2 protein-coding genes are annotated in these 1,042 nt (G+C 46.7%); one reads left to right on the top strand and one right to left on the bottom strand.

Annotation, left to right across the window (positions count from 1 at the left end):
• Positions 1 to 708, bottom strand: a 708-nt coding sequence (locus R7E00_RS25120) for a PLP-dependent aminotransferase family protein (RefSeq protein WP_318124926.1), incomplete at its 3' end; no start/stop codon positions are given.
• A 110-nt stretch (positions 709 to 818) separates the two neighbouring features.
• Here R7E00_RS25120 and R7E00_RS25115 point away from each other — a divergent pair.
• The coding region (locus R7E00_RS25115; RefSeq protein ID WP_318124925.1) for a pyridoxamine 5'-phosphate oxidase family protein at positions 819 to 1,042 on the top strand (224 nt) is incomplete at its 3' end.

The raw sequence follows: 1,042 nt of genomic DNA, 5'->3' as shown, positions 1-1,042 counted from the left end.
TATATCAAAACCCACTTTTTGTCTTACGAACAACGGTTCAAATTGATATTGCTGAAACAGGATCAACTTGCGCATCTGCGCATAACCTGGCTGTTCCATTAGCACTCTACTTCCTGACCTTAATGTTGCCATGGTGGCGATACACAACGCTTGCTGCGCGCCTGACGTGATGATGATTCGACTAGGCGTGCAGTTCACTGAACGGCTCGACGCTAAGTAATCCGACAAAGCGCATCGAAGCTCCCAGCTACCTTGAATGTCTTGATTGCCTAGCAGACACGTACGGGATAAGTGACGATTGAGATATTTTTGCCACAAAGCGGTTGGAAAAAGCGATAAATCGGGTACACCGGGAGCGAAACTGGCATTCACATCCAACGCCGCTGGCGGAAGGTTGGCAGCTTGAGTTGGCAACTTTTCAGGCAAGTATTGTTCTGGCAACTCAACAGCAACAAAAAAGCCTGAACCACGCTGGCTGACCAAGTACCCTTCAGCAACTAACTGTTCGTAGGCAGAAATCACCGTGTTGCGGCTAAGGTTCAACTCTTGTGCCAGTTTACGAGTCGACGGTAGCTTGCCGTTCTTGGGCCAAAGCCCTCGAACAATCTTATCCCTTATTGCAAAAAATACAGACTGCTGGCGCGTACCGCTGCCTGTTTTTGCGCACAAATCACCCACATCGATTAACGACAAATTGGATCCATCCATAGTTTAAAAGTGGCTCTCTCTAAGCTACCAGTTAAACGCTACATTGCAACGACACGCTTAGGAAGAAAATGACTATTTCTCATTACTGTGAGTTGGTTAGGGAGACCACCATGCTATCGAATACAAAAAGAACAGAAATCAAAAAAGGCGCTCATAAAGCGGTGACTGAAGTTGAAAAGCTGCACATGATTATTGATGAAAGCCTAATTGCCCATATTGCAATCACCAACGAGTCAGGGCCAGTGGTTATCCCTATGTTAGCTTGGCGCGTCGATGATTTTGTATACATCCACGGCGCAAATAACAGCCGACTGTTACGCTCCCTCAAACAAGG

The sequence above is a fragment of the Vibrio sp. Vb1755 genome (assembly GCF_033338635.1).
Classification (GTDB): domain Bacteria; phylum Pseudomonadota; class Gammaproteobacteria; order Enterobacterales; family Vibrionaceae; genus Vibrio; species Vibrio alginolyticus.
The sequence above is the reverse complement of the archived record's forward strand: the minus strand, read 5'-3'. Positions and strand labels throughout refer to the sequence as shown.